Annotated in this window: 20 protein-coding genes; 3 read left to right on the forward strand and 17 right to left on the reverse strand. The window is 40.5% G+C overall.

The window, feature by feature from the left end:
- Positions 1-377 precede the first annotated feature (377 nt).
- Positions 378-530, reverse strand: a complete 153-nt coding sequence (locus AC3WS5_RS12635; protein ID WP_492467750.1) for a hypothetical protein — start codon at positions 528-530, stop codon at positions 378-380.
- Positions 531-612: 82 nt separating this feature from the next.
- Here AC3WS5_RS12635 and AC3WS5_RS12640 point away from each other — a divergent pair, with 82 nt between their 5' ends.
- The 3 genes from AC3WS5_RS12640 (at position 613) to AC3WS5_RS12650 (ending at position 3,320) form a co-directional block, all read left to right on the forward strand.
- A complete protein-coding gene (locus AC3WS5_RS12640) occupies positions 613-1,197 on the forward strand; it encodes a Crp/Fnr family transcriptional regulator (RefSeq protein ID WP_492467751.1) in 585 nt (194 codons plus the stop codon).
- Positions 1,198-1,262: 65 nt separating this feature from the next.
- Positions 1,263-2,561: a hypothetical protein gene (locus AC3WS5_RS12645; protein WP_492467752.1), complete on the forward strand. Its 1,299-nt coding sequence runs from the start codon at positions 1,263-1,265 to the stop codon at positions 2,559-2,561.
- A 42-nt stretch (positions 2,562-2,603) separates the two neighbouring features.
- Positions 2,604-3,320, forward strand: a complete 717-nt coding sequence (locus tag AC3WS5_RS12650) for a CPBP family intramembrane glutamic endopeptidase (RefSeq protein WP_492467753.1) — start codon at positions 2,604-2,606, stop codon at positions 3,318-3,320.
- 207 nt (positions 3,321-3,527) lie between these two features.
- Here the strand turns inward: AC3WS5_RS12650 and AC3WS5_RS12655 are convergent, their stop codons facing one another.
- From AC3WS5_RS12655 to AC3WS5_RS12730, 16 genes are all read right to left on the reverse strand, one after another.
- Positions 3,528-4,133 carry a peroxiredoxin-like family protein gene (locus tag AC3WS5_RS12655; protein WP_492467754.1) on the reverse strand — a complete coding sequence of 202 codons (606 nt, stop codon included), beginning with the start codon at positions 4,131-4,133 and terminating at the stop codon, positions 3,528-3,530.
- Between the two features lie 361 nt (positions 4,134-4,494).
- Positions 4,495-5,139, reverse strand: a complete 645-nt coding sequence (locus AC3WS5_RS12660; protein WP_492467755.1) for a thioredoxin family protein — start codon at positions 5,137-5,139, stop codon at positions 4,495-4,497.
- A 267-nt stretch (positions 5,140-5,406) separates the two neighbouring features.
- Positions 5,407-5,868: an HvfX family Cu-binding RiPP maturation protein gene (locus AC3WS5_RS12665; RefSeq protein WP_492467756.1), complete on the reverse strand. Its 462-nt coding sequence runs from the start codon at positions 5,866-5,868 to the stop codon at positions 5,407-5,409.
- A gap of 46 nt (positions 5,869-5,914) precedes the next feature.
- The gene (locus AC3WS5_RS12670; RefSeq protein WP_492467757.1) at positions 5,915-6,664 is read right to left on the reverse strand and encodes an HvfC/BufC N-terminal domain-containing protein; all 750 of its coding nucleotides are present in this window, start codon (positions 6,662-6,664) and stop codon (positions 5,915-5,917) included.
- Entirely contained in the window at positions 6,645-7,481 is an 837-nt protein-coding gene (locus AC3WS5_RS12675) for an HvfB family MNIO-type RiPP peptide maturase (protein ID WP_492467758.1), read from the reverse strand. The genes AC3WS5_RS12670 and AC3WS5_RS12675 overlap by 20 nt, the downstream gene beginning before the upstream one ends.
- Before the next feature lie 80 nt (positions 7,482-7,561).
- Positions 7,562-7,852, reverse strand: a complete 291-nt coding sequence (locus AC3WS5_RS12680) for an HvfA family oxazolone/thioamide-modified RiPP metallophore (protein ID WP_492467759.1) — start codon at positions 7,850-7,852, stop codon at positions 7,562-7,564.
- 159 nt (positions 7,853-8,011) lie between these two features.
- A complete protein-coding gene (locus AC3WS5_RS12685; protein WP_492467760.1) occupies positions 8,012-8,518 on the reverse strand; it encodes an SRPBCC family protein in 507 nt (168 codons plus the stop codon).
- The gene (locus AC3WS5_RS12690) at positions 8,515-8,835 is read right to left on the reverse strand and encodes an ArsR/SmtB family transcription factor (protein WP_492467761.1); all 321 of its coding nucleotides are present in this window, start codon (positions 8,833-8,835) and stop codon (positions 8,515-8,517) included. The genes AC3WS5_RS12685 and AC3WS5_RS12690 overlap by 4 nt, the downstream gene beginning before the upstream one ends.
- 222 nt (positions 8,836-9,057) lie before the next feature.
- A complete protein-coding gene (locus tag AC3WS5_RS12695) occupies positions 9,058-9,234 on the reverse strand; it encodes a hypothetical protein (protein ID WP_492467762.1) in 177 nt (58 codons plus the stop codon).
- 9 nt (positions 9,235-9,243) lie between these two features.
- Positions 9,244-9,672, reverse strand: coding sequence for a hypothetical protein (locus AC3WS5_RS12700; RefSeq protein ID WP_492467763.1), 429 nt, complete (start codon positions 9,670-9,672; stop codon positions 9,244-9,246).
- 26 nt (positions 9,673-9,698) lie between these two features.
- Complete coding sequence (locus AC3WS5_RS12705; RefSeq protein ID WP_492467764.1) at positions 9,699-10,916, reverse strand: Wadjet anti-phage system protein JetD domain-containing protein; 1,218 nt, start codon at positions 10,914-10,916, stop codon at positions 9,699-9,701.
- Positions 10,913-14,314: an ATP-binding protein gene (locus AC3WS5_RS12710; RefSeq protein ID WP_492467765.1), complete on the reverse strand. Its 3,402-nt coding sequence runs from the start codon at positions 14,312-14,314 to the stop codon at positions 10,913-10,915. The genes AC3WS5_RS12705 and AC3WS5_RS12710 overlap by 4 nt, the downstream gene beginning before the upstream one ends.
- 18 nt (positions 14,315-14,332) lie before the next feature.
- The gene (locus AC3WS5_RS12715) at positions 14,333-15,337 is read right to left on the reverse strand and encodes a PDDEXK nuclease domain-containing protein (RefSeq protein WP_492467766.1); all 1,005 of its coding nucleotides are present in this window, start codon (positions 15,335-15,337) and stop codon (positions 14,333-14,335) included.
- A gap of 27 nt (positions 15,338-15,364) precedes the next feature.
- A complete protein-coding gene (locus AC3WS5_RS12720; RefSeq protein ID WP_492467767.1) occupies positions 15,365-15,934 on the reverse strand; it encodes a DUF4194 domain-containing protein in 570 nt (189 codons plus the stop codon).
- Positions 15,935-15,939: 5 nt separating this feature from the next.
- Entirely contained in the window at positions 15,940-17,364 is a 1,425-nt protein-coding gene (locus AC3WS5_RS12725; RefSeq protein ID WP_492467768.1) for a DUF3375 domain-containing protein, read from the reverse strand.
- An 88-nt stretch (positions 17,365-17,452) separates the two neighbouring features.
- Entirely contained in the window at positions 17,453-18,745 is a 1,293-nt protein-coding gene (locus AC3WS5_RS12730; RefSeq protein WP_492467769.1) for an AAA family ATPase, read from the reverse strand.
- Positions 18,746-19,824 lie beyond the last annotated feature (1,079 nt).

A 19,824-nucleotide genomic window follows, 5' to 3' on the forward strand; every position in this document is an offset into this window, starting at 1 on the left:
AAAATCTGTGTCAAGATATGCGGTTTCAAAAGCGGCCGGTCTTTTTTACTTTCTTGTCAGGAGAGTATTTGAACCCAAAGGTGCTAAGTACCCGTTTTTCACCTCGCTCATGTCAACTTATTGACGAAATGACGTAACTTTACATATCTTATTGATATACAATAAATTATCTTCCAATCAAATAGAAAATATAAGACAGGAAGGCATTTACGCCAATCCGGTTGGTCGGGACGTTAGACATCATTAGTACAAATGTTCCGAAACCCAATGCAAAAATCCTTGGCTGTTACCTAACATCACCACTGAAAACCTGGTGGAGTTGAGCAAAAAAAATGAACGAACTCAGTGCAAACAAGTGATGCCATGTCCGGTAGATACTAAGCAGCAGCGCCCACGGGCTTGTTTTTTCTCCGCAGTACCGCTGCGATCAGCAAGGCGAAAATAAAGGTAAGCAGGGGAAAATATCTTTCAACACGGGTTTTGGCAGGAATATTCAACATTTCTGTTTCAGTGTCTCTCTTTCTGTTCAATATTTGTGACCCAAAAACGCATTTTCGCTAAGTTTGTGGTGATCTGTTAATTCAAATTTGACGAAGCAAAACAACCATTGGCATGACAATCGAAGAAAAAATAAAACAGGTTTTTGACGCTTACTTCAACGTTCCGCTAGAAGCATGGAAATCATTCACAGATTTAGGAGAAATTATTACCGTTGAGAAAGGCCAAAGCATAAAATCTGCCCACACTACCGAAAAATACCTGAGCTTTATCTTAAAAGGGAGCGGTGGAATTTTGCTGTGGAAAAACAACAACTTTGTCTGTATAGACTTATGCTATGATGAAGATTTTTTTGTGGATTATATGTCGTTTCTCACACAGCAACCTACGCCACTTGAAATAATCACTTTTGAGCCAACGGAGCTGTTCAGAATTTCCAAAACGAATTTTGACAAACTAAGCCACAATACAGACTTTGGCGATAGAATCTGTCGCTTTGCGGCAGAAGCGTTGTTCATACACAAGCAGCAGCAACAAACCGATATACTTGTCAAGACGGCAAAGGAGCGGTATGCCGAATTGCAAGCCAAGCAACCGCAAATCATTCAGCGAACGCCTCAAAAATATATAGCTTCGTATTTAGGCATAACGCCTCAAAGCCTGAGCCGCATACGGAATGAACAGGTTCCTCATCATTAATTACCATTTGATAACTGCTATTGGTTCTATAAGCCGGATTATTGCAGTAATTAAATTACTGCAGTATGTTGTACAAAAAAGTATTTGTATGGTGCCTTATTTTTTTATATATCATCCCTGTTTCCGCACAAGAATATGTTACGGAAGGTAAAAACCGCCTGAATTTTGCAAAAACATATTTTGAACTTGGCGGAAATTATTCCCCGAAATTTACTTCCAAAATATTAAACGGAAATACAGCCGGTTCTATTCAGAATACAGCTTCTTTAATGCCCTACCTGAATATTGGCGGCATTCATTTTTGGGGACACGCTGATTTTTATATCTCAATTCCTCTTGGACAAATCAATCTTAAAAATAATGATTCTTCCCATTTTTCGCTGAATCAATCCGTAGTAACGGGAGCAAGATTCTTACCGTGGGCATATAAAGACAATCGTGTAAGGCCATATATCGGTGCAAGTTGGGCAGTGGTCAACTTCAAACAAAAATCATTACCCGATAATACACAGCCTCTTTTTCAACAAAACAAGTTGTTAGCTGATATGGGATTGCTATACGGCAGGGGTAATTGGCTAGTACGGGCGGGAATGAATTATAATTATTCCAACAAATGGCAATATCCCCTGTCTAAAACCAATTCTCAACAAATTAAAACGCCTGTCTGGAGCGGAAACATCGGTATAATCTATGCCATGGAGACAACCCGTTCAAGGAATATGGAAAAAGAAAATGAACGTTTAAACCGATACCGTAATATTACCAAACCAACCAAAGACGCTTTAAAATCAGGCGACTATTTTATTGGGACGGGATTTGCCACTTCTTTTATGCTTTCGAGTGCTGACTATAATAACAGCAAGCATCCGTACTTCAATAAAAAAGTTATCTCCAACACTTATTTAGATGCTTCAATTGGTTATCATTTTAACAGAGCGGGCATCATAACGGCGGTATCATACAGAAATCCGAAATTTGTAAACGAAGCCTTTGGTGTAAAACAAACCATTCAAAAAAATTCCATCGCATTGGAGGCATACAAGTTTTTGACGGATTACAACGGATTTACGCCATACGCAGGCTTGAACATCGCATATGATAATATTAAATTTTCCGAAACCGGGGATCAGCCCGTTCAAAAAACATTCAATCAATTTAATCCCGGAGTTACCTTCGGATGGGACATTCTTCCGGGAAAAACAGAACAGTTTTTTGTACTGAGAACCAATTTGCGCTGGTATCCGTTTGCAACAATAAACATTAACGGACAATCATTCAGCCAGCATCAAATTGAATACAATGTAATTCAGGCGGTATTTTATCCGACCCGATATAAAAATGTCAAAACGAAAAAGGAGCTATAATTTCTGCTATACACCGCTGGCACAACAAAAATCAAATTTAAAATGACAAGGCAATTAAAAATAATACTCCCAATCGTACTTGTGGTGATCTATACTGTCGGAATTTTATTTGCCATACAGTGGAGCGGAAAACCTGATTTTGTGATTAGTGATAATGTATACATAACAAAACAATTCAATCATCAATTGGTACTGATGTTCATTACAGCTATATCACTACTTACTACGTGGTTATTAAACAAGCAAAATTTTTCAGGTTATTTTGCATTCGGGCAAATCTCGGCAGCCGGACAAGGATTAAAGCTATTTGGCATTAAGCAAGGAGATTCTTGGATAAAAACAGGGCTATCGCTTTGTATTGTTATCAGTGGGGTTACAGCAATATTCCTTTATTTTCAAATAAGACATGCAAATCCAGATTGGGCAAGTTTGCAAACTGGCATATTCTGGATTATTTTGTTTTCTCTTACCAATTCTTTTGGTGAAGAAATGATATACAGACTTGGCGTTGTGTCGCCATTAAGCGGACAACTTGCGCCAACAGCAATTTTTCTTATTTCAGCAATACTGTTTGGGATACCGCATTTTGCAGGGATGCCTAATGGAATTATAGGGGTAACGCTTGCAGGGATTCTGGGTTTTGTATTAGCAAAGTCGGTGTATGAAACACATGGTTTCTTTTGGGCCTGGACAATACATTTTCTACAAGACATTTTAATAATCGGAACATTATTTTTAATATATGAATCCAATAAATAGAAAGAATTGTCGTTGCTCCTTATTCTTTAGGCCGTGCTTTTGAAGCTCAACTTTCGATTTTCATGTATAATGCTTTCCCACAGCAAGCCTGTATCGTTCCTAGTGCCGGCAATCTGAAATCGTTAATAATCGCATTTCTTATTCCATTGTTGGCAGGAATTAGGCTTTTACTTGCAGAAAGCCTATGTCAAAGATTGGATCCCCTCATCACTCTATCGTCTTTAATACTGCTAAAAGCATCTTCCCGCTAAGTCGTTCTTTATAGTTCGGATTGATGTACTCGAAAAGAATTTTACCGTTTGTGTCCAAAACCATCACGGTAGGAACCGGGATTATATCGGATATCTTACCTTTCTGTCTTTTGGTGGCGGCAAAGCCTTTCATCACGACAGGCGTTTGAAACGCGATGCCTATATCGCTGATAAACTTACCGTTTGGGTCGGATAACAGTTTATAATGGATGCTGTCTTTTTCTTCCGTGTTCACCAAGTTCCGGTAATCGTCCGGGCTAATGGCTATGATTTGATAACCTAAGTCTAGAATATCTTTTTCAATTTTTACCAGGCCCGATAGCTGCATATTGCAGTAGGGGCACCATCCACCCCTGTAAAACACGAGAACGGTAGGTTTCTCCTTTACATATGACAATAGGTCAACCTCGCTTCCGTTGTTGTCAACCAGCTTTGCATCAGGCAGCTTTTCCCCAATAAGCAGGGGGCTAATATCCTCTGCATTCTTAGGTATTTGTGCCTTACTCCCCATAGTACAGGAAAAACAAAAAATACCCATCAGCACTTTTGTTACACTTGTCATAATTAATTATTTTCCTAAGACGGCATTCCCTATTTTAATAAACGTTTTGGGGTTGTGAGCCCCCTGGTTTGCGCCGCCACATTGCCGTTCCCTTCTATGGAAAAACAAAATAGGATAACCCCTTATAGAACTCTATACTACCCTTTGTATCCGGTCTGAAATCCGCTTCAGCACTGCATACGCAAAGTATGCTACTACTATCCCAAGAAATAATAAAACCAACTACTTTTGGATCGGGTAATTTTCTTAAGATTTAAACCAAATGTTGTTGATATAGCTGATGCGGTGAACAACCTGCAACTCCGGTTTATAGATTAGTTCCAGGAACAGAGAAAAATCACCCACACAAAAAATTCATTTTCTATTGCGAAGGAGAATTAGCTTCGCTTCTTTGATGAACTTTTGAGGATATCTTCAGCACGTTCAACAATTCCCCAATGGTCGTTGCACCTTTGTCTTTTGTGTACCACAAATGTAGGCTCTCTTCAAATTCTTCCCATGTGATCGTGTCCTTGTGCGCCTTCCAGTTCAGCATAATCCGTTGTGCAGGTTCGGGACGTGGGCCCCAGGTGCTAAGCACCACGCTAACCGTGTCGTTATCCAAAACAATTAGCTCGGGTGTAGATTTAGACCCGTCTGTTGTAAATTCCTCAATGAGCTCGGGGAACATATCCCGTGAGACTATCCGCAATTGCACTTTGCCTTTTGTAGCTTCCGCCACTTTGTGAACAATGGGTGTAATTTGGGCGCAATCCCCGCACCACCCATCGGCAATTAACAGCCATTTGAAGCTTTTGCCGCTCGCTTCTGCTTCCTTTAATTGCTGCTCCGTTAAAAAGACCGTCTTGTCTATTCTGTTCATTCGCTGAACATTCAGTCTGGTAAAGTCAACCAGCTCGCTGCGCTGATCATTGCCTGTCGTTTTATTTTCTGCGACAAGTTTATCAATCTGCTCACGATATGCCTGATAGGGTAATCCCGCATTAAATATTTTTTCTAAGTCCATAATGAATTTTTGATTTATTCTTATTCTTTAAGCCTTGCGTTTAAAGTTCAGCTTTTAATTGTCCTATATAACGTTTACCCTGCAAAATGGTTCAATTAGTTGACAAAACGCCAGAATAGGCAGTTTCTTGTTTCATTTTAAAATACTCTCCCACTAAAATCCGGGTTGGTTACAAGTGGCCCCGTTCCTACAGCGGTACAATGATTGAGCGCCTCGAGGTTGCCAATCCGCCTAGGGCTTCATATTCTCGGAAAGGCAAGCACCGGCTTATACGAATGCTTCGCTGCATTCAATTCCTCTGCTTTTTCTTCGCTCAAGCAAATAATCCACGCTGAATTTGCCGGGGCCGAATGCAATCAGGGCGATGAGCATGATGATGTAGTACAAAGGAATTTCAAAACCGTTTTCACCTGCTTCAAATCCGTTGCTCCAATGAACGGTAGCAATAGCTACAATCAAGGTAATGATTAAAGGAATTGAAATGATGCGGCTGAACAGCCCCAACGTGAGCAAAATGACACCAAGTATTTCTGTGCCGGCAACCAGGTATGCGCTCAGCAACGGCAGGGGTATATGAATGCTCTCAAACCATTCCGCGATGCTGCTTATATCCTTAACTTTCATCAGGGCAGGATTAAGAAAACCGTAGGCTAAGATTAAGCGGATAAACAGCAGGGACAGGTCTTTTAACCTATATGTGCCACCGTAGTATTTGTCGATTAGTTTCATTTAAAGAATGTTTTCTAAAAATTCATTTTTAGCTTATAGTTGTCTGTTACCTTTTATATCCGAGTACGAGGTTGTTTGCAAAAGCAAACTGTTCAAATTCATTCAGTCCATTCATTACGATATTTATATCGGATTCGTATTTCATCAGTATCCTTACCAGATCATTCTTTGTCAGTCCCCTTTCATTCATTTCAATCAATATTTCTACAAAGGGGTATGACAGGTCGTTGAACCTTACCTGCTTTGTATAATAATCCCTATGGATAGATACAAAGTATTGTCCCTTGTCTTCTTCCACAATCTTTTTGGCATCTTTTATATGTACCGGATAATACAGGGCTAATATTTTTATTTCTGGGTTCGGCACATAAATGGCGTCCTCTGCTTTAGCCGTTTGCTTAAAGGGTGTAATGGGCAGGTCTTCCATCATAAAAACTTCTATTTCGAGCCATTCGTATTGCAGAAGTTCCTTTAAGAATGGAACGGCTTTGTCGGTGGGAAAATCATGATGCTGGTAATACTCGCTGAATTCCTGGGGCAACTGCCACACATGGGGCGTTTGGCACTTGTGGTTTTCAAAGAAATGAACAACCGCCGCCTTCCATATTTTTTTGCCAACCACTTTCCTTGCAATAGGAAAGGCAGATCTTAAAGTGTCTTTTACTACGTTAAACACCAGTCTCCGGTAATGAAAGGTATGCTCCTGTATGCTGGTCGGCGGCTCGTTCATACCTGTTCTGCAAAACAACCCCAGGTCAGTTTGCAGCGAAAAGGTTTTATTCTCTGATAGCTGCATGATTTTCCGGTTTTAAAATATTTTCTTTGATGCTTCTAAGTTCATTAATTTCCGTCTGCAGTTCCGACAATTCCGGTATGTTAAAATCACGCTCCAGGAGTACCGGAACATCCCTGTTTAATTTCGCGATCGTGTAGCTGAACAGATCGAAAACAGCGCCGATTATATCCGCTCCGTGTGTATCGATAATCAGCTTGTTATTTACCTGTAAATGCCCTGCCATATGGATGTATTTTACTTTGTCCAAGGGCATTTTGGAAATGAACTTGCGGGCATCATAGTGGTGGTTAAAAGAGTTTACATACACATTGTTCACGTCCAGCAGCAACTCGCAATCTGTTCTGTTCACTATTTCGTTTACGAAATCTTCCTCCGACATTTCGGCTTTTAAAACGGTATAATAACTCCCGTTTTCTAATATCAATCTTCTGCCTAATATATCCTGCACTTTTAGGATGTTTTCTGAAACCCTGTCTATAGCTTCCTGTGTAAAGGGAATAGGCAGCAGGTCGTACAAATGCGCATTATCTACTTTGGAAAAGGTAAGGTGTTCGGAATACAGAACCGCTTGCGTTTCGTCTAAAAAGGCTTTTACCTTCTTAACGAAATCGACCTCGATACCTTCCGGGCTGCCTACCGATAAGGAAAGCCCATGACAGTAAAGGGGGTACTTTTCAAGCACTTTTTTCAACTCCCTTTTCCAGTAGCCGCCAATCCCCATCCAGTTTTCAGGGGCTACTTCTATGAAGTCCGGCTTCAAAACCGCTGAGCTTAAAAACTCATCCGCAAAATCTTTTCGATAACCAATACCTACCATGATGCTGCGTTTTAAAAAAGCAAGAAATCGGCATTGTACAACACCGATTTCCTACCGGGATAAGGAAATTAGTTGTCAGGCTACTTTTGGGCTCTTGCTTGTTCTTTAGCGCCTTTTTTGCTGCTTTTCCCCCCGCATTTACCCTCGCCGCATTTGCCGTCTTTAGTTTTAGCTTTTTTCATTTCAGCTTTTTTGTCGCCGCATTTTGCATCGCTGGTCTTGGTACTGTCAGCCTTTTTGTCGCCACATTTGGCATCTAATACCGTGACGCCATTGGCGGAAGTTGTTCTTAGGTTTGCGAATGCCGGAACGGCGCCCATTGTAATTGCGCTTAATGCAAGCGCACCCACTAAAATTGATGACTTCCTCATTTTTTAGATATTTTAATGTTATGGAACAGTAATAGTGCTGCTCCATAACATTAATCCCAGAGACTAAAAAAAATCACCCCGCACCCGAAATTACTTTTAACGCCATTCACTGCAGCAGGATACATGATGAGGTTGATCAGCGTAAAAATGCAGGACTATTCAGTTAGTGCCGAGCTTCGATAGCAGTTGATCCAATTGTTGGAAATCTATGGTCATACCTTCCTTAAAGCCCATTTCGATTTCTTTTTCCAGATCCGAAAGAGTATCGTAGGTCAACAGTATCTCTACCCGGGTTTTATCATCTCCTTGCAGAAACCTATTTTCCCATAAGTTTTGCGGAAACGCAGGATTTAGAACACCGTTTTCATCGCTAAACCCACCTTTAGACGCAAATGACGTTTCCTTTACAATGGAAACGAAATCGGTTCTGGCCCACTGTTTTTCACCTTCGGGACTTACCATAGCGTAGAGCCAGAAGCCGCCTATCCGAAAATCCATCTTCTTCGTTTCTGCTCTCCAGGGTTGAGGCCCCCACCATTGGTCGAGCAATTCCGGAGTTGTCCATGCCTGCCACACCAGTTCAAGGCTGGCATCAAATTCACGGGTGATGTGAATGGTCTTGTTCTCTTTGTTGACAATGAAGTCAAATAATAAATTGCTGTTCATTTTTTCTGTTTTTTAAGGGTTGTGAATAAGTCGTCAAGCTGGTTGAAACGTGTTTCCCAGATTTTTCGGAACTGCTCCAGCCATTCGTCTATTTCTTTCATCTTATCAATTTCAAGCTGATAATAAATTTCCCTGCCTTTTTGCTCCTGTTTGATGAGTTCGCACTCTGTCAGGATACGCAGGTGTTTGGAGACCGACTGCCGGGTCGTGTCGAAATGCTCGGCAATGGCGTTGGGTGTCATAGCCTGGACTGCAATCAGCGCGATGATCGTCCTTCTTGTAGGGTCGGCTATCGCCTGAAAAATATCCCTTCTCATTATTCCAATACTTTTAATTATGAAACCAATCAGTTGCAAATATAAGTGCACCCTTTTGGTTTCGCAAATTTTTTTTACTTTTTTTTTTTGAGATGGTCATACTACTGATTTTTTAACAATCTCTTCATAAAAAAAACTTCTGGATTGGATTTTTGTCAGTCAGGTTATTGCTGTCAGCCAACGTAAGCAGTTGTTCGGTTTTCTCAATCGGTTTCCTGGCCGCTACTTCCTGAAAGATGAAAGCCTTGCCATTGCTACTTTCGCAGCGGCAACCTGTCCCCCCAGTTGTTCCATCACATCATTGAGATAGACAAGATAGCTGAAGAGATACAACAGCAGCCCCGTGATGATATCGGCAACGGAAGATGAAAAAATTCCGAGGCTGGTATCCAGCGTCACCAGTGGATGCTAAGCAACAGTATCCACTGGTTTGTTTTTTCTTCGCAGTACCACGGTGATCAGGAAGGCGAAAAGAAAGGTCACCCCGGCAAAATATTTTTCAAAACGGGTTACAGCAAAAAGATTGCCGATTGTGTTGAGCGAATATATGACGAAAAATACCCATAATAATATTCGCACTGCTTTCGGAGAAAATATCGGTTTGATAAAACTTCCCTTAACCAGCAAGGTGACACTGAAAAGCAGATTGATCAGGATGGATACCGCTTCGAATACATACATTTCGTTGTCGGTTTTTAGTCTGCCGCCCCAGGCTATATTATAGGGAACGATTTTGAAAACGATGGTCAAATGAAACAACAATACCGCCGTGTTCAGCAGGAGCAATAATACGATTGCAGTTTGCTGTTGTTTCGGATTTGCATTGAGCGAGGGCATGGACGATTGGGTTAAATTTTTATGAGTTATGCATCTGTTTGTTTTTGCATATCCACTTTATGAGACAGTGTCATGAATTTTCCTGTCAATGCAGTTTTTAAATATTTTTCGACATACTTCTGAGAGATTTTTTCCTGCTCTAACCTACTTTTATCTATGAGTTTTAAATGTTCAAAAAGTTTACGTTCTTCATCATTTAATAATGACAGCTTTTCAGATTTGTTGCGTGCCCCTACGACTGCAAATTCCGAAAAATGCTCAAAAGTTTTATAATCCATCATTATGCTTTGTGTATTCGGATAATAACTCCGTAACTGGTGTAGCATTTGAAAACCATGCTCATCAATATCCCCCCAATAAAAAATATGTTTCTCTTTCAGCCAGGAAACATTTCTGAGATAGCTGACCTTAAATCCGCCACCGCTCCAAACAGCAATGGCGGAAGGCATGGCCGGTAATGTAAGAAAATTCATCTTGTTCTCTGTAATCAGGACATTCCCTGCTGGCAAATCCAGCTTTTCAAAATCTGTAAGCGGTATACTAATATCAGAGAAATTGCCAAAGCGGGTCAGACATGTATCCAGCATGCGCATCCTGATAAGAGGTTCGTCATATTTTAGAAAATATCGCTCTGCAAATCGCTTCTGCTGATGATTACGGATATGGTGCGGAATAAGAAAATCAAGTATTGACTGGATAATCGCTACATTGTCTTCAATAAATTTTGTATGAACAGCTATGGGCAACTGTCGCAGGTACAGGTTAGGTCTTGGATTGTTCAAAAAATAATGGCATACTTTGAGTATACCCTCCCAGTTATTTTGTGCATCTGTTAGCCACACGCAGTTAGGCAATGCCCAATCTTTTAGTTGAGGAATATTAGCTATTATTTTCTCATAGTTGGACAGGAAGAGTTTCCATTCCTTTTTTTTACCGGTGAAGGCCACATAATCTTCAACCGTTTCAAAAACAATAGCATCAGGCAATTCGTGGCTACCCGATCGCCTGAAATTTCGTCCGGCGATTTTCACCAGGTAACCTGCTCCTGTATCATTTTTAGAATAACGGTATAGCTCTTCAATTTCCTGTTGCAGAATCTCAAATCTTGCAATAACATGACTGGATTTGACTTTCCCAATACGATCTATGTTTTTGGGGAAAAACAGCTCGTCCTGAATATAGCTCTGTAACAATGGCTTCCACCATTTTAAAGCTTGCGTTTTTATTTCGGTCGGGCTAATCATAGCTCAATAGTATTTTGAAAGACACCGTTATGCCTATCCCGTTCAGTTTCATATTCTTCTTTTGTAAAATTGCTAACCTGTGAGTTGTTACCTTCCCGGTTGCTGACAAAATGAAAGGAGTTTACGTGCCCTTCTATCACATGTATTTTTTGCAATGGGGTAACAATAAGCAGTTGGAGATTGAGCTTTTTAAACAGTTCGAGTCCATAACGTGTACTTTCATCGCTACCTCTGCCAAAAGCTTCATCAATGACCACAAAGCGAAAACTCCGGCTTTTGCTCTCCCCGAATTGCAGTCCGAACTGATAGGCCAATGCGCTGGCCAGAATGGTATAGGCCAGTTTTTCTTTCTGACCACCGCTCTTACCGCCGGAACCCTCGTAAAATTCCTTTTCACTGTTATCCAGCCGAAAACGTTCGCTGGCATTAAATTCAAACCATTGGCGTACATCGGTAACGGTTGAAGTCCAGTCGCGGTCTATATTTTCCATACTTGCGAAGCGATCTAAAATGCGTTTGATCTGTTCGTACTTTTCTTCCGTATATAAATCATTATTACTGCTGAACGAATGGATGTAACACTTCTTAAGCTCTTCCCTGAAAAGACGTATTTCTTTATTGGCAGTGGCGTCCATCAAAATGGTTATATAGGTGTCCTGCGAAGCATTGTATACTATCTCGGAAAGATGCTGGTTGATGGTACGTATTTTTTGCTTGATATCGGTTTCATGTTTCTGTAGCTGACTGTCGAATACCGCAATACTGTTGATCACATTCTTGTTCAGCTCTTCTTTGAAACGTTCTTCATGACGCTTTAAATCTTCCGAAACCAACTGTTCAAACTTTTTAATATACTCTGCCCGCGCATCTATGCTTTCTGTGATCTCACTGTATTCTGCCCTGGAATGTTCCTTGATTTCCCGCATCTTTTTCTCAATGGATGAGCGATATCCCATTTGCCGCCCCCTAAGTTTCCGTAATTCACCATTTTCTCCCTGAAACTGTTTGCGGAATTCTTCCTGCCTGTTATCTATCCCTCTTAGCGTGATCTTTATTTCTGTAAGTTTTAGTTCAATTAACGGGTACCATTTTTCTTTTAAGTGGTTCGCTAATAGTTCCTTTTGTTGATATGCGCTTTGTTGCTGATCCTCATAATTTTTAATGGTCGTTTTCAGACCTCCTATTTTTTCCGTTAATTGTGTTTCTTTTGTTTTGCTTTCACTGATCTGCTGATCGACCTGGCTCTTATTGCGTTGCAATTGCGCGAGAACATCGTTGTTATTTAGCAATTCGTTGCGTTCCTGCTCCAGCTCATAGATTTTCCCAACGTGATACTGCCAGTTGATTCGGGAAAAGTCTCTGACATAAAGTAACAAGCCCAAGAGTTGCTTTTGCTCTTTGTTTTTCTTCTCTTGCTCTTCAATATTGTTAAGTTGCGATCTTAGGTCATTTATCTTTTTCTCCAGTTTATCAACAGAAGCTTCCAGTGCCTTTATTTTTTCCGTATTGCTCCATCCCAGCACATAGTTACGCCTGTCATCAATACGTTTGCGGTCATCCTTTGTATGTCGTATACGGCTGCTTTTAATCAAACCTTGTTGGGTAATACCAAAAGGTACGTGTTGTAAACCGGTTACGTCGGTGCAAATGTAGTCTCCGAAACTCCGCTGTATATAGACTTCCAGCCAATCGTAAAAAGGTGTTTCAGGCTTGATGTCCATTTTATAGGCGATACTGTCCTGATCCAGTTCCTTAATTATGCGGCTGTTGTTGTTATACAAATCAGCCTCCAGGTAAGTGAGTTTGATACCACGTCCGTCAGCACTTTTTAATGGGTTGTTATTTACATAAGTGCTGACGCTCCTATAATGATTTTTAGGCACCAGGAAGCTGATGCCAACATCGTGCAGCAGTTTTTCTATCGCGCCTTCCCATGCAGTTTCATCTTCATTCACTTTCAAGAGTTCCCCTGCGAAAGGCAGGTCTTCTTCATCAATGCGCAAATCATCACATAATTGCGAACGAAAACCGACAAGCCATGCCGGAATCTGTGTTTTTCGTTCTTTTAAGGATTGAAGCTCTTTTAGCTCCAGTCGGTATTCTGTTTCCTGTTTGCGTAATTCTGTTACCTGATTGTCCCGCTGCTCACGAATCTTCTCTTCAAACTGTCCACATTGTTCGTCAAGTTCCTTTGCCTTCTTAATGTTTTCCTCAAATTCACTTTCATTCTGTACGCCATTCAGGCCTGCTTGCAGCGCAAGGCGTTCATAATCGTCAAATTCCTTTTGCTTGGTTTCCTTATCCTGCTCATGCCGTTTGATCTCTCCGGCAATCTGCTCTATTCTTTTTCCGCCGTTGCTGGCAATATCCTGTATAATCGTTTGCCTTCTGCTTTCCAGGTTGTCCAGTTCCTCTACCATACGTTGCTGTTGCTGCATGACCTTTTCCAATTCATTGCCGGCATCTTCAATAGCCTGCTCCAATAGTCCCCATTTCTTTTCAGCGAACCATACCGGCATCACTTCCAGCATGGATTCGATGTCCTCTATCTCGCGGGTAACTTTTCCGTACTCGATACAGGCTTCGGTTAGTGGTTTCAATATCAAATATTGCTCCCTGGTATGAACCACAGCAGCATGGGCTTTATTAAGGTCATCAAACCGTTTCAGCAATGTTATGATCTGTTCTTTGACATCGGTCTTCTCCAACATTTGTTCACGGACAAAATCAGTAAGGCTGCTTACGGATTTCATCGAAACGGTTTGATAAAACAGGTCAATAGCCTTATCGCTGTTCATGCCAAAAAGCCTTCGAAAATGTTCGCTATATTGGGAGAAGTTCTCGTTGAACAGTTGCACTCCCTCCGTATTGCGGAGTTTTTTCCTCAGATCATTTATATCTGTAAAGTTTCCAAAGTGATCTTTAATCGTCAATGGTACCGCTCCTATAATAAGCAGTTTCTCTACTTTGCCTTCTTTGCCTATCCAAAAAAACTGAGCTAGGCAGATATTTTCATTATATCCTTCATTATGAAAATTTCCGATCACTACCGTATAGGTATTGTCATCCGACCGTAGATACACTTTCTTGGCTATCTTGGTGATCTCTTCTTTTTCCTTTTTATACTCGCCCCTCACATAGCTCAATAGGTTACGCTCCTTTCCTTCGGCCCCGGCAGCCTTATTAAAAACAATCTTATTATGCGGTACCAAAAGGCAGGTCAGAGCGTCAACCAGGGTAGATTTACCCGAACCGATATCTCCGGTCAGCAAAGCATTATGTCCGTTGGGTTGTATTTGCCAGCGAACTTTGTTGAATGTACCCCAGTTGAGTACTTCCAAATATTGAAGCCGAAAACCGGACATCTGGAAATTTATATTATCAAAAAGGTCACTCATAATTCTCCGTGTTAATGGTTACATATCTTCCTCGTCCAGATCCAGTCGTACTCTATCATTATTGATTAACTGTTTCAGCTCCTCCTCATCAGGCAGATAAAGACGATATTTGCTGGCGAACAATTTTTCATTTTCTGCAAGAACCGAATATTTTACTATTGTTTCATCTTTTTCGGTACATAGAATAATACCTAAAGTGGGATTATCATCAGCACCTTTTTTAAGGTCGTTGTACATGCGCACATACATATCCATTTGACCGATTGCTTCATGAGAAAGCTTATGCGTTTTCAAGTCAAGCAGTACAAAACATTTTAAATAATAGTTGTAAAAGACAAGATCTATAAAAAAATCCGATGTATCCGTCACAATATGTTGCTGGCGTGCCACGAAAGCAAATCCTTTTCCCAACTCCATCAGAAATTGCTGAAGGTGGTTGATCAAGGCGGTTTCTATCCGGCTTTCGGTTTGTTTATTGTCTGCCGGCAATCCCAGAAATTCAAAAATATAAGGGTCTTTGATGAAATGATTCGTTTCCGGCTTTTCGCTCGTTCCTCCATCGGGCACTTTCAGCAAGCGTCCCAGGTATTGGCTGTCAATATTTCGCTGTAATGTACGGGTATTCCAGTTGCCTTCGATACTGTGAATAATATATTGGAGCCTAAGCTCCTGATTTTCTATTCGGCTAATGATCCGATAATGAGTCCAACTCAATTCGGTACGCACTGCGTTCCAAATTGGGAAAGCAAAGAAAAAGGCTCTCATGTTATTGAGATTTCGCTCATTGAAGCCTTTGCCGAACTCAATTGTTAATTGTTCAGCTAGGTTTTTCAGTACATTTTTGCCATATTCGGCTCTGTTTTCTCCGTGCTGCTCATCTTCAATGATCAACTGGCCGATTTCCCAATACATTTTCAATAAAATAGTATTAGTATTTCTGTATGCCGCTGCTTTTGCAGCGGTAATTATATCGGCAATAGCGCGGAATAAGGGAAGGTTGGAAGGAGCTGTAGGTTCGTTCATCTATTTACATATTTGATAGTTAACTTTTTATTCTGTTGCCTGTTTTTCCGCCGCATAGCCCCGGAACCTTTTCAATGTATCGTCTATCACATCGGCATTTACAAAGCCCTTGATAATGCGGTGAATCTCATAGTTTTTTTCCTGACCTTCCAGCTTTCTCAAGAAGCCTATCTCAAGTACGCGGTTTATGGTGGTTGTGATCTTTTCCTGCTGTTTGGCTTCATCACTTGCATTCGGCAAAAACACCTTTGTTCGGCTGATGATCTCCTGTTCGCTGATTATCGAACGTACAGATCCTCCCTGGGCATCATGCTCAAGCAAATATTTTCTTAACACAATACACACTAATGAAGTCATAAAATTGAGCTGTCGTTTTTCCGCCAGCTTTGGCAGTTGCAACTCATCTTCTTCCCATTCTTTTTGCCTGAGAAAAGCATAACCTTCGCTTTTATCCAAAAACAATTCAAGACCGATGGGGACGAAATATTTTTTGATATCGGGTTCGTAGTGCAGTAAGTTTTCCCATACCTCTTTTTGGTGATTGTACACAATTCCTTTTAGCAGGGCAATGAGACTTAGCGAATATTTATGTTCCATATTGTTTATCGGTTAAAAATGATGACCGGCGTTTGCATACGGTACTTTTTCCCGCTGCCCGTGTTCTCGATGGTCAGATACTCGAGTTGATCCCGGTTCACTACGTGTTTTCCCTCATTGGTAGCGATCTGCATATAACCTAATATTTCGGTAACCCCTTTAGTAGGTTTGTAATGGTCTAATAAATCAGAAAGTGCGATCTGTGATCTGTTTTTCAATAAGGATCTCACGTTGTTTCTCAGCAGGTCTATATCCACATAAAATTGTTCAAACAGGATGTCTGTGTCCGCTTCGGCCCAACCGTCTTCGATAGCCGTATTTTCAAAGACAGCTTTTACCGGAGGGTTAAAAAGCGGACGATCCATTGTAAACGATGGTTTAAAAAGGTCATCGGTTTCCATCCAGACGGCTTGCTGGTCTATCGTTTCTTTATGTTCCAACAAAAGGCTTTCTATCTTTTCGATGCTCTGAAGGATATGTCTGCTTTCCGAGAGGTTCTTTTGTTCCACAAACTTCCTGAGTTGTTCTATTAAACCATCATTACTGCGATTTACTTTGTCTCCGGCATCCACGAGATTTGCTTTTATCCTGTCCACCGTCTGTTCTTTTTTGATTTCCATGATTGCGGGTATGCTGTTGATCTTTTCTAGTAGCTGTTCCAGTTCTTCCTGCATTTGCTCGCTCATCAAAAACTCCCAGAAAGTTTTAAAGCTTTTTCCCTGGTCGGTACTCGAGAGGTAATCCTGTTGCTGAAATACATTGTCCAAAAGGTCTGCTTTTGCGAGACTGCTCTTGATGATCGTCTGCCGGGTTTGTGTATCCAGCTCTCTAAAGTTTTCTTCCACCTGTCGAAAATCAGACAGCAACCTTCTTGCTGTTTCTTCTGCCAGAAAATAATTTTCTTTGACCTGGGTATTGGATGGCTTGGAAAAATTCCCCTGTCTGATCTGCTCGATTTCCTTATCAATTTTATTACGTTCATCCTCTAGCTGCTGGATACGTTCGTAGGGACCGGAGGTTGTATTGACAATCTGTTGTAGTAAATGGAAGAACTGTATGAGACGGCTATGGGTACCTATAAACTGTTGTTTATTTAGATCTTCCAACCATTTTAAGGCATTTTCTGTAGCGGGGGAGAGTTCATAAACTGGTTCGTCGGCACTTTCGTAATACCTCCGCAGATATCCCTGTTCAGCCCATTTCTGTAAATAATCCACAGCTGATTTTCCGTAATCATTGATACCCTGCCGTTGGAGTGCATAAATATAGTCTCCTAAAAGACTTTGCAATTCACTCTGCAAATACGAAATCCTGTCTTGCTGCTTGAATGCCAAATGAAAGAAAGCAACTAACAACGGGAAGTGCTCTGCCCGAAGTAGCTGAAGGGTCTTGTCATTTTTATAAAAGGATAAGGCTTTTTCGTAGTTCATGAGATATATAGTTATTGCATAGTGTCAATATCTTTTTTTCGCTTATGTTCTTCCCTTGCAAACCGCTTTAAGCGTTCGTTGGGGACTTTTATTTTTCTTGCCATTCCGTTACAACATTTGATAAGTTCCCAATAAACGGAATAGCGCCATAACGACCTTCAATGTAATCTTTTTCGAACGAACGGTCTTTACGGATAGTTTTCCCTTCTTCTTTATACTCTACTAATGAGTACATTTCAGACGCACCGTAGGTATCTTTCTCAACGAAATAGATCTGATCTCTCCGGTAGTTACCGTAATACAATAGATTGGTGTCGTGTGTGGCAAAAACCAACTGTGCGTTATTCTGATTAAATTCTCTGGAGCTGAAAAGCTTAGTGACAGCGAGTGTCAATAACGGGTGAAGACTTGCATCTAATTCATCTGTTACCAACACGCCGCCATCATTTAACACATCGAAAATAGGCCCGGAGATGTTGAAGAGCTTATTGGTGCCGGAAGATTCCTGGCTTCGCATATCAAATTCTACATTACCTACAGGCTTGCCCTTGGCATTGTATTTTCTGTGGATCGTTTTAATATCAATTCTGAGTGCGCCTTCTAAATCCGTAACCAACTGCTTGAATAAACCCTCAGGCATGTCACTTGGAAGTTCTTTGGGGTCGAATGGTTTCTTGCTGATATTAATATCATCGAAACCTAAGTCTAGTTTTTTATAAAAATTAAGCAGTGTAGCACTGGTGTACTTATTTTCCAGCATACCAAAAGTTACGCTTTTGTAGCCTTCACGGCTCGAGCCTGATATGGTAATTAAGTTATTAAACCATTGCATGATTTTCTTGGCAATCTTACCATTGAACTGATCTGCAACTGCCAGAAATAGTGCATTTTCTCTCGTCCGTTCTTCTAAATCCTTTCCTTCAGGAAAACTCCTCATCACTTCGATTCCATCTGCTTCACGAATAAATAAAGGCCTGTCTGCATTTTTAGGGGCCTCAAACAACCATTCAGCATGAATCTGCTTATCGTCAACTTCAAATCCATATCTATAGCGGATATTATCGATGATAAAAACCGTCTCGAAAAAGGAAGCTGCTTGCTCCGTCTCAGTATTTAGCAGGAAAGGAACAATATCAAGTTCATCCGTGGATGATTGTTCAAAAGACTGCAAAACCAAACGTCTCATAGTTGACATAGCTTTGATAAAATTGCTTTTACCGCCGGCATTTGCACCATAGATCACTGCACCTTTCAACAAATCCAACCGTTTAGTGGAGAAAATATTTGTTTCAACATGTTCCTTAATCGAGGTTGCAGCCAAACTAAGGGTTGTTTTTGTTTTAAATGAGAGGTAATTGCCAACTGAAAATTCGACTAACATAGCTTCTGTCTTTATGTGAAATTTTCTCGAAAATACAAATAAATTTAAAAAAATATCAAATTTTGAGAAATTTTCTCGTTTTTAAGCATCGGTATGGCTAGGCCACATATTTTTAAACTGTCTTTTCATTTGTAACTGGAATCTCTGCCACTTTTTAAATGTGTCGACATTATTGACACAATTCACTTAGCGTGTTAATTGCAGTCAACAATCAAATACTATCACGTATCTATTCGTTAATATCCGGCAAGGAGCTAATAAGAGCCAACGCCTCAAAGCTACACATCAAATACTTCAACAGGACATGCATTGTCTTAACCCCTTATAAACTGGACTGATTTTTCAAGAAGGTTTGCTTTTGATTGTTCGTATCTATCAGAATAACAGCAAGTTAAAGAAAAAAAATGGAACAAGTCTAAAAAAGACTTGTCTCTGGAAGTGATCCCGCTGGGGCTTCCCGCATCGGCGGGATAAACTTCTCGCCCCCGTTTTTGCTATCGCAAAAAAAGCGACACGCCAACGCGTATCGCTTTAGATCACTTCGCGACCTCATTGGTACAAAATTCGAACTTTTTAATACAGGATTTAAAGTTAATGTTTTACATCATGGCTGCATAAATAACTCATAACCAATTTCATGTCTCACAATGCGACAATACTGATAGATTTTGGAAATCGAAAAAGTTGTTTAACAAATAGGTAATAAGCAAAATAAGATACTAACGAGCCATTGATGCGTCATTCGTGTACCTGGATAGCTTTTAATCAGGGTAATTATTACAATATGGATTTACCTTATGACAAGCTAAAAAGTATAACATTAATTCGCTGACTTTTAGATGCTCAAATTTGCATTCAATAACTATTTATATCATAAATTTGAGCGTTGACGGTAATTTTATGACAGACCTTTACGACATTAAAGAAGTTGAAACCGAAGTGCGTGAGATTGCAGATTTGGCATGTGGACACGGCACAAAAAGTATTGTGGATGATTCTGAGTATAATACTCCCCGAAATTCAGACCAGAGGGTTAGTTAATAAATTTGTATTAATTTAAACCTCAATTATGAAGAAGC

Source organism: Niabella sp. CPT15-335-S11 (assembly GCF_058792415.1).

Bases quoted from the DNA above. Each gene is read 5' to 3' on its own strand.
- AC3WS5_RS12640 (WP_492467751.1), top strand. From the start codon at position 613: ATGACAATCGAAGAAAAAATAAAACAGGTTTTTGACGCTTACTTCAAC.
- AC3WS5_RS12645 (WP_492467752.1), top strand. From the start codon at position 1,263: ATGTTGTACAAAAAAGTATTTGTATGGTGCCTTATTTTTTTATATATC.
- AC3WS5_RS12650 (WP_492467753.1), top strand. From the start codon at position 2,604: ATGACAAGGCAATTAAAAATAATACTCCCAATCGTACTTGTGGTGATC.
- AC3WS5_RS12655 (WP_492467754.1), bottom strand. From the start codon at position 4,133: ATGACAAGTGTAACAAAAGTGCTGATGGGTATTTTTTGTTTTTCCTGT.
- AC3WS5_RS12660 (WP_492467755.1), bottom strand. From the start codon at position 5,139: ATGGACTTAGAAAAAATATTTAATGCGGGATTACCCTATCAGGCATAT.
- AC3WS5_RS12665 (WP_492467756.1), bottom strand. From the start codon at position 5,868: ATGAAACTAATCGACAAATACTACGGTGGCACATATAGGTTAAAAGAC.
- AC3WS5_RS12670 (WP_492467757.1), bottom strand. From the start codon at position 6,664: ATGCAGCTATCAGAGAATAAAACCTTTTCGCTGCAAACTGACCTGGGG.
- AC3WS5_RS12675 (WP_492467758.1), bottom strand. From the start codon at position 7,481: ATGGTAGGTATTGGTTATCGAAAAGATTTTGCGGATGAGTTTTTAAGC.
- AC3WS5_RS12680 (WP_492467759.1), bottom strand. From the start codon at position 7,852: ATGAGGAAGTCATCAATTTTAGTGGGTGCGCTTGCATTAAGCGCAATT.
- AC3WS5_RS12685 (WP_492467760.1), bottom strand. From the start codon at position 8,518: ATGAACAGCAATTTATTATTTGACTTCATTGTCAACAAAGAGAACAAG.
- AC3WS5_RS12690 (WP_492467761.1), bottom strand. From the start codon at position 8,835: ATGAGAAGGGATATTTTTCAGGCGATAGCCGACCCTACAAGAAGGACG.
- AC3WS5_RS12700 (WP_492467763.1), bottom strand. From the start codon at position 9,672: ATGCCCTCGCTCAATGCAAATCCGAAACAACAGCAAACTGCAATCGTA.
- AC3WS5_RS12705 (WP_492467764.1), bottom strand. From the start codon at position 10,916: ATGATTAGCCCGACCGAAATAAAAACGCAAGCTTTAAAATGGTGGAAG.
- AC3WS5_RS12710 (WP_492467765.1), bottom strand. From the start codon at position 14,314: ATGAGTGACCTTTTTGATAATATAAATTTCCAGATGTCCGGTTTTCGG.
- AC3WS5_RS12715 (WP_492467766.1), bottom strand. From the start codon at position 15,337: ATGAACGAACCTACAGCTCCTTCCAACCTTCCCTTATTCCGCGCTATT.
- AC3WS5_RS12720 (WP_492467767.1), bottom strand. From the start codon at position 15,934: ATGGAACATAAATATTCGCTAAGTCTCATTGCCCTGCTAAAAGGAATT.
- AC3WS5_RS12725 (WP_492467768.1), bottom strand. From the start codon at position 17,364: ATGAACTACGAAAAAGCCTTATCCTTTTATAAAAATGACAAGACCCTT.
- AC3WS5_RS12730 (WP_492467769.1), bottom strand. From the start codon at position 18,745: ATGTTAGTCGAATTTTCAGTTGGCAATTACCTCTCATTTAAAACAAAA.